Origin of the sequence: Mesorhizobium sp. M7A.F.Ca.CA.001.10.2.1, from assembly GCF_003998575.1 — a bacterium.
Classification (GTDB): domain Bacteria; phylum Pseudomonadota; class Alphaproteobacteria; order Rhizobiales; family Rhizobiaceae; genus Mesorhizobium.
On record NZ_RZQY01000275.1, the window covers coordinates 1 to 7,441 of the forward strand.

Annotated in this window: 8 protein-coding genes; 7 read left to right on the forward strand and 1 reads right to left on the reverse strand. The window is 63.4% G+C overall.

Annotation, left to right across the window (positions count from 1 at the left end; translation table 11 throughout):
- The 7 genes from EN964_RS18360 to EN964_RS18390 form a co-directional block, all read left to right on the forward strand.
- Positions 1 to 355, forward strand: a 355-nt coding sequence (locus EN964_RS18360; RefSeq protein ID WP_206528729.1) for a peptidoglycan-binding domain-containing protein, incomplete at its 5' end; no start/stop codon positions are given.
- 262 nt (positions 356 to 617) lie between these two features.
- Complete coding sequence (locus EN964_RS18365; protein ID WP_127267906.1) at positions 618 to 2,261, forward strand: ABC transporter substrate-binding protein; 1,644 nt, start codon at positions 618 to 620, stop codon at positions 2,259 to 2,261.
- 18 nt (positions 2,262 to 2,279) lie between these two features.
- On the forward strand, positions 2,280 to 3,347 hold the full coding sequence (locus EN964_RS18370) for an ABC transporter permease (RefSeq protein ID WP_127267905.1): 1,068 nt from the start codon (positions 2,280 to 2,282) through the stop codon (positions 3,345 to 3,347).
- Positions 3,344 to 4,264, forward strand: coding sequence for a nickel transporter permease (gene nikC, locus EN964_RS18375; protein ID WP_127267904.1), 921 nt, complete (start codon positions 3,344 to 3,346; stop codon positions 4,262 to 4,264). The genes EN964_RS18370 and nikC overlap by 4 nt, the downstream gene beginning before the upstream one ends.
- A complete protein-coding gene (locus tag EN964_RS18380) occupies positions 4,261 to 5,106 on the forward strand; it encodes an ABC transporter ATP-binding protein (protein WP_127267903.1) in 846 nt (281 codons plus the stop codon). Before nikC ends, EN964_RS18380 begins: the two co-directional genes overlap by 4 nt.
- Entirely contained in the window at positions 5,103 to 5,852 is a 750-nt protein-coding gene (locus EN964_RS18385) for an ABC transporter ATP-binding protein (protein WP_127267902.1), read from the forward strand. The genes EN964_RS18380 and EN964_RS18385 overlap by 4 nt, the downstream gene beginning before the upstream one ends.
- Positions 5,853 to 5,898: 46 nt before the next feature.
- Entirely contained in the window at positions 5,899 to 6,237 is a 339-nt protein-coding gene (locus tag EN964_RS18390; RefSeq protein WP_127267901.1) for a hypothetical protein, read from the forward strand.
- Positions 6,238 to 6,249: 12 nt separating this feature from the next.
- Here EN964_RS18390 and EN964_RS18395 read toward each other — a convergent pair.
- A partial coding sequence (locus tag EN964_RS18395; RefSeq protein ID WP_164775874.1) for an efflux RND transporter permease subunit occupies positions 6,250 to 7,441 on the reverse strand: 1,192 nt, incomplete at its 5' end.

Here is a 7,441-nt window from a genome sequence, read left to right on the forward strand (position 1 = left end):
CTTCCTGTTGATGCCGGCAGGGCGCAGCGGCCCGGCCTTTGTCGCCACGCCCAATTTCTACGTGCTGAAGCAATACAACACCAGCGACCTCTACGCGCTGTTCATCGGCCACGGCGCCGATCGCATCGCCCATGGCGACGCGAATTTTGCCGGCAGCTGGGGCGCGGTTGGCGGGCTCCACCGTTCGGACATCGCGGCCCTGCAGCGGTCGCTGGAAGCCAAGGGCTATGATGTCGGCAGCGCCGATGGCCTGCCCGGCTTCAAGACCCGCCGTTCGATCGGCACGTGGCAAGCCAAGAACGGCCGCGCCGCCACCTGCTTCCCTGACGCCGACCTGGTCGCGGCGCTGAAGTAGCCGCGACATTCGCCAGATTTTCCCCGATCGGCAGCCTCTATTGGCTGGCTTGTGCGTCGGCATCCCGCCGGCCTTTCTGGCCCATTGAGCCGTCGCACAAATGCTCGTTGCCCGCCACCAGGCTGCCGGATATGGTGTTGACCAACTGGACAAAAACCGCAACGGTAGGAGATCCGTGGGCCCCTCTCCAGGCCCGAAAAAAATTCCACAACCCTGAGCCGGGAACTCAGGTCAACAAACAACAAAACAGGGAACAATCACGATGATGATGGAAAAGTTTGCTCTACGCTCTCGCTTCCTGCTTGCGGGTGCAGCCATGTCCGCACTGCTTCTGGCCGGCGCGCCCGCCGGTGCGGTCACGCCCGCCGACACGCTGGTCGAAGGTTTCGCGATCGACGACATCATCTCCATGGATCCGGGCGAGGCGTTCGAGTTGTCGACCGCCGAGGTCACCGGCAATACCTATGATCTGCTGGTCCGTCTCGACCTCAGCGACACCTCCAAGGTCAAGGGCGACCTCGCCGAAAGCTGGACCGTCTCCGACGATGGGCTGACCTACACCTTCAAGCTCAAGCCCGGCCTCAAATTCGCCTCCGGCAATCCGATCACCGCGGCCGACGTCGCCTGGTCGTTCGAACGCGCCGTCAAGCTCGACAAGAGCCCGGCCTTCATCATCGGCCAATTCGGCATCAGCGGCGACAACGTCGCCGAGAAGGCCAAGGCGGTCGACGAGACCACTTTCCAGTTCACCGTCGACAAGGCTTATGCCCCGAGCTTCGTCCTGAACTGCCTGTCGGCAACGGTCGCTTCGGTGGTCGACGCCAAGCTGGTCAAGGAACATGTCGCGGCGGTCACGCCGAGCGCCGACTACAAATGGGACAATGATTTCGGCAATGCCTGGCTGAAGACCGGCTATGCCGGCTCCGGCGTCTTCAAGCTGCGCGAATGGCGCGCCAATGAGGCAGTCGTTCTCGAGCGCAACGACAATTACCATGGCGAAAAGGCCAAGCTTGCCCGCGTCATCTATCGCAACATGAAGGAAAGCTCGGGCCAGCGCCTGGCGCTCGAAGCCGGCGACATCGACGTTGCCCGCAATCTCGAGCCGAACGATCTCGACGCCATCGCCAAGAACGCCGATCTCACGACCACCAGCGCGCCGAAGGGCACCGTCTACTACATCAGCCTCAACCAGAAGAACCCGAACCTTGCCAAGCCGGAGGTCCGCCAGGCCTTCAAATATCTGGTCGACTATGATGCCTTGAGTTCCACCATCCTCAAGGGCATAGGCGAAATCCACCAGACCTTCCTGCCCAAGGGTGTGCTCGGCGAATTGGATGAGAATCCGTTCAAGCTCGATGTCGCCAAGGCCAAGGAATTGCTGGCCAAGGCCGGCCTGCCCGACGGCTTCAGCGTAACCATGGACGTACGCACCGGCCAGCCGACGACCGGCATGGCGGAATCGATCCAGCAGACGCTTGGCCAGGCCGGCATCAAGCTCGAGATCATCCCGGGCGACGGCAAGCAGACGCTGACCAAATATCGCGCCCGCAACCACGACATCTATATCGGCCAGTGGGGCCAGGATTATTTCGACCCGAATTCCAACGCCCAGACCTTTGCCTCGAACCCGGACAATTCGGATGCGGGCAAGTCCAAGACGCTGGCCTGGCGCAACGCCTGGGACATTCCGGACCTGACCAAGGAGACGGAAGCAGCACTGCTCGAGAAGGACGCCGGTAAACGCGCTGACATGTACAAGGATCTGCAGAAGAAGATCCTGGACACCAGCCCCTTCGTCGTCATCCACCAGCAGCTGGAAGTGGCCGGCCTGCGCAAGAACCTCAAGGGCTTTGCGCTCGGCCCGAGCTTCGACAGCAATTTCGTCGGACCGGTGTCCAAGGAATAATGCTCGCGGACACGCCGCATGAGCGCGGTTGAAAAAGAAATGGCGGCGGGGCGCGGCAGCGCCCGCGCTGTCGCTATTGCATCATCCTTTGGCCGTTTCCTGGTCATTGCGATCACGACCTATCTTGGTCTGCTCGCGGTCACCTTCTTCATCGGCCGCGTCATTCCGATCGACCCGGTGCTGGCGGTGCTCGGCGACCGGGCGCCGGCCAATGTCGTCGAGCGCACGCGCCGCGAGATGGGCCTCGATCTGCCGTTGATCGAGCAGTTCTACATCTATGTGAAAAATGCCCTGAACGGTAATTTCGGCGTCTCCGTGCTGACCACCAATCCGGTCATGACCGACATTCGCCGGGCGCTGCCGGCCACCACCGAACTGGCGACGCTGGGAACGCTGATCGGGGCGCTGTTCGGCGTGCCGCTCGGCGTGCTGGCGGCGGTCAAGCGCGGCAGTCTCATCGACCAGATCGTGCGCATCATCGGCCTGATCGGCTATTCCGTGCCGATCTTCTGGCTCGGCCTGCTGGCGCTGGTGCTGTTCTATGCCAAGCTGCAATGGGTTGCCTTCCCGGCGCGGCTCGACGTCGTCTACGAGTACACTTTTACGCCGATCACCGGCTTCTATCTCCTCGACTCCGCGATGCAGGGGCAGTGGGACGTGTTTTACGACGCCTTCCGCCACATCATCCTGCCGGCATCGCTGCTCGGCTACTTCTCGCTCGCCTATATCAGCCGCATGACGCGCTCGTTCATGCTCAACGAACTGTCCCAGGAATACATCGTCGCGGCGCGCGCCAAGGGCCTGTCGGAAACCCGCATCATCTGGGGCCACGCGCTGCGCAATGCGGCGGTGCCGATGGTGACGGTGATCGCGCTCTCCTATGCCGGGCTGCTCGAAGGCTCGGTGCTCACCGAAACCGTGTTCTCGTGGCCGGGCATCGGCCTTTACATCACCAATTCGCTGCAGAACGCCGACATGAATGCGGTGCTCGGCGGCACCATCGTCATTGGCTCGGTGTTCATCGCCATCAATCTGCTCTCCGACCTGCTGTATCGGGTGCTCGATCCGAGGACGAAGGTTCAATGAGCGCCGACACCATCCAGAGTCGTCGCGACTGGCTGCTCAGCGAGCGGCCGGCCTCGCGCATGCAGGCAAGGCTCGGCCGCGCCTATGTGGCGTGGCGGCGCTTTTCCGCCAACCGGCTGGCCTTTCTCGGCCTGCTCATCATCATTGCCTTGCTGGCCGTCGCCGCCCTTGCCGGCGTGCTGGCGCCCTATTCTCCGACGTTCGGCGACCTGAAGAACGCGCGCCTGCTGGCGCCGAGCGCCGAGCATTGGTTCGGCACCGACGATCTCGGCCGCGATATCCTGTCGCGCATCCTCTACGGCTCGCGCTGGACGCTCTATGTGGTCATCCTGGTGGCCATCATCGCGGCACCGATCGGCCTCTTGGTCGGCACGGTGGCCGGCTATGCCGGCGGCTGGACCGATGCCATCCTGATGCGCATCACCGACATCTTCCTCGCCTTTCCCAAGCTGATCCTGGCGCTGGCCTTTGTCGCAGCACTGGGCCCCGGCATTGAGAATGCGGTGCTGGCCATCGCCATCACCTCATGGCCGCCCTACGCCCGTATCGCGCGCGCCGAGACGCTGACGGTGCGCAATTCCGATTACATCAAGGCGGTGCAGCTGATGGGCGCCTCGCCCTTCCGCATCGTGCTGCGCCATATCATGCCGCTTTGCATTTCGTCCCTGATCGTCAGGGTGACGCTCGACATGGCCGGCATCATCCTGACCGCCGCCGGGCTCGGTTTCCTCGGCCTCGGCGCGCAGCCGCCGCTGCCCGAATGGGGCACGATGATCGCGTCCGGTCGCCGCTTCGTGCTCGACCAATGGTGGGTGGCTGGTGCGCCGGGCTTCGCCATCCTCATTGTCAGCCTCGGCTTCAATCTGCTCGGCGACGGCCTGCGCGACGCGCTCGACCCTCGCAGTGGTGACCAATGAGCAGGGAAACGAAGACGCTTCTCGACGTCGACGACCTGCGCGTCACTTTCCCGACCCGCACCGGGCTGATCGAGGCGGTGCGCGGCGTCTCCTTTTCGCTCGGTCGCGAACGGCTCGGCATCGTCGGCGAATCCGGCTCCGGCAAATCGCAGACCGGCCGCGCCATTATGGGGCTGACGCCGCCGCAGGCGCGGATATCGGCCAACAAGCTCGCCTTCGACGGCATCGACCTGCTCAGCGTCTCGCCACGCGAACGCCGGAAGCTGCGCGGCAAGCGCATCGCCATGATCCTGCAGGACCCGAAATATTCGCTCGACCCTGTCATGAGCATCGGCCGCCAGATCGTCGAGACGCTGCGCACCCATGAAAAGGTCGGCAAGGCCGAGGCGCGCGACCGCGCATTGGCCATGCTGGAGGCGGTGCAGATCCGTGATCCCTCTCGCGTCTTCAACCTGCATCCGCATGAAGTTTCGGGCGGCATGGGCCAGCGCGCCATGATCGCCATGATGCTGATCGCAGGACCGGAAATGATGATCGCCGACGAACCGACTTCGGCGCTCGACGTAACCGTGCAGCTCGATGTGCTAGGCATCCTCGACAAGCTGGTCAGCGAACGCGGCATGGGGCTGATCTTCATCTCGCACGATCTGCGCCTGGTCTCATCCTTCTGCGACCGCGTCATCGTCATGTATGCCGGCAAGGTGGTCGAGCAGCTCAAGGCGTCCGAACTCGGCCATGCCCAGCATCCCTACACGCGCGGCTTGCTCAATTGCATGCCCAAGATCGGCGCCGACCGCCACCCGCTGCCGGTGCTCGACCGCAAGCCGGAGTGGGCGGCATGACTTCCGCGATTGCCGTCGACAGGCTGGAAGTGATCTTCGACCGTTTTCGCGCGCTGAAGGGTGTCAGCCTCGACGTGCAGCCGGGCGAATCCTTCGGCCTGGTCGGTGAATCCGGCTCCGGCAAATCGACGCTGCTGCGGGCCATCGCCGGCCTTGCGCCGGTCGCATCGGGCAGCATCGTCGTCAACGGCAAGACGCTTGGGACACGCCGCGACAAGGCCTTCTACCGCGAAGTCCAGATGGTCTTCCAGGATCCGTACGGCTCGCTGCACCCGCGCCAGACCGTCGACCGGCTGCTGCAGGAACCGCTTGCCATCCATGGCTTTGCCGACGGCGAAAAGCGCATCCAGCGGGCGCTCGACGAGGTCGGCCTCGGCAACGGTTTTCGGTTCCGCTATTCGCACCAGCTCTCCGGCGGCCAGCGCCAGCGCGTGGCGATCGCCCGTGCGCTGATTCTCGAACCGTCGATCTTGCTGCTCGACGAGCCGACCTCGGCGCTCGATGCCTCGGTGCAGGCGGAAGTGCTCAACCTGTTGGAAGAGGTACGCAGGCGGCGCAAGCTGACCTTCCTGATGGTCAGCCACGACCTCGCCATCATCACCCATATGTGCGAGCGGCTGATGGTGATGCAAAGCGGCGAGGCGGTGGAGAATCTGGCGGCGGCAGACCTTGTCGAACGCCGCGTAACCAAGGATTATACGCGCAATCTGTTGCGGGCCAGCGATGGGTTTGTGAGAACCGCCTGAATTCGTTTTCTCGTTTTGCGTCGAACAACCATCTCGGGGAATTCCTATGGAGGAATGGAAGTTTGCGGATCCGCCCAATCTCGCAGTGTATTCGGACAAGAGCATATTTAAACGTGGCGACTGGATCGCATACGTTGTGCATGAAGATGACGACGACGACAGCTACAACGACGAAGGTGGCACTTGGCAATTCCACAACAGCGAACCCGGACCTGTGGATGACGGCGACATAATGCTCGTCGGCCTGCAAGAGGTGGTGAGGTGGGATCAAACTATCCTGGAGTTGGCCGATTTGCCTAAAGGTTGGCATGCTTGGCGCGCCTCGAAATCATCGCCATGGCGGCGTGCAAAGTCACGTCCCGTACCCTCTAACGACAACGAATGACCCGGCAAAGCCTTAAGTCTGAGCTTGCACCGGTTCGCCGCTCTCCACAGGTGGCTCTTCCTGGGCTTCAGGCTCCTTGATCCTGAACCACGTCACATAAAGCGCCGGCAGGAACAGCAACGTAATCGCCGTGCCGGCAATGATGCCGCCCATCATGGCATAGGCCATCGGGCCCCAGAACACTTCACGTGCGATCGGGATCAGCGCCAGGCTGGCGGCGGCCGCCGTCAGCGCGATCGGGCGCATCCTGTGTTCCGTCGCTTCGATGACAGCGGCCCAGCGGTCCTTGCCGTCCCGGACGAGATCCTCGATCTGCACGATCAGGATGACCGAGTTGCGGATCAGGATGCCGATCAGCGCCAGCACGCCGAGGATGGCGACGAAGCCGAGCGGTGCTCCGCTCGGCACCAGGGCCGCCACCACGCCGATCAGGCCGAGCGGCGCCACGGCCACCACCAGGAACAGGCGCTGGAAACTCTGCAACTGCACCATCAGGATCGTCGCCATGACGAACAGCATCAACGGCACGACGGCGGCGATTGGTCCCTGGCTTTTGGCACTCTCCTCGACCGAGCCGGCGGTGGCGATCGAATAACCCGGCGGCAGCTTGGCGGTGAAGGCATCGACCGACGGCTTCAACTCGTTGACGACGGTGGCCGGCAGCACGTCGCCGACCAGTCCGGCGCGCACGGTGATGGTCGGGATGCGGTCGCGTCGCCACACCGTTGGCTGCTCCAGATCGTAGCGGAAGTTGGCGACGGCCGCGAGCGGGATCGCCTCGCCGGTACTGGTCGGCAGCTGCATGTTCTGCAAGGTTTCGATCGAGCCGCGTTCGGACCCACGCGAGCGCGCCACGACATTGATCAGATAGGTGGCGTCGCGCACCTGCGTGATGGTGGCGCCGCCGACCGTACTGTTCAGCGCGCTGGCGATGTCGGAGGAGGTGATACCGAGCTGGCGTGCCTTGTCCTGCAGCACGTCGACCCTCAGCACACGCTGCGGCTCGTTCCAGTCGAAGGTCGGCGCTGCTAGCTTTGGATTGGCGGAGATGACACCGGCGAATTGCTGCGCCAGTTCGCGCACCGTCTGGATGTCGGGACCGCCGACGCGATATTGCACCGGGCGGCCGACCGGCGGTCCGAGTTCGAGCGGCTTGACGAAGGCGTCGGTGCCGACGAACTCCTCGCGCAGCAGTTTTTCAAGC

Excerpts from the sequence above, each read along its gene's own strand:
- EN964_RS18365 (WP_127267906.1), top strand. The coding sequence starts at position 618 with ATGATGATGGAAAAGTTTGCTCTACGCTCTCGCTTCCTGCTTGCGGGT.
- EN964_RS18370 (WP_127267905.1), top strand. The coding sequence starts at position 2,280 with ATGAGCGCGGTTGAAAAAGAAATGGCGGCGGGGCGCGGCAGCGCCCGC.
- nikC (WP_127267904.1), top strand. The coding sequence starts at position 3,344 with ATGAGCGCCGACACCATCCAGAGTCGTCGCGACTGGCTGCTCAGCGAG.
- EN964_RS18380 (WP_127267903.1), top strand. The coding sequence starts at position 4,261 with ATGAGCAGGGAAACGAAGACGCTTCTCGACGTCGACGACCTGCGCGTC.
- EN964_RS18385 (WP_127267902.1), top strand. The coding sequence starts at position 5,103 with ATGACTTCCGCGATTGCCGTCGACAGGCTGGAAGTGATCTTCGACCGT.
- EN964_RS18390 (WP_127267901.1), top strand. The coding sequence starts at position 5,899 with ATGGAGGAATGGAAGTTTGCGGATCCGCCCAATCTCGCAGTGTATTCG.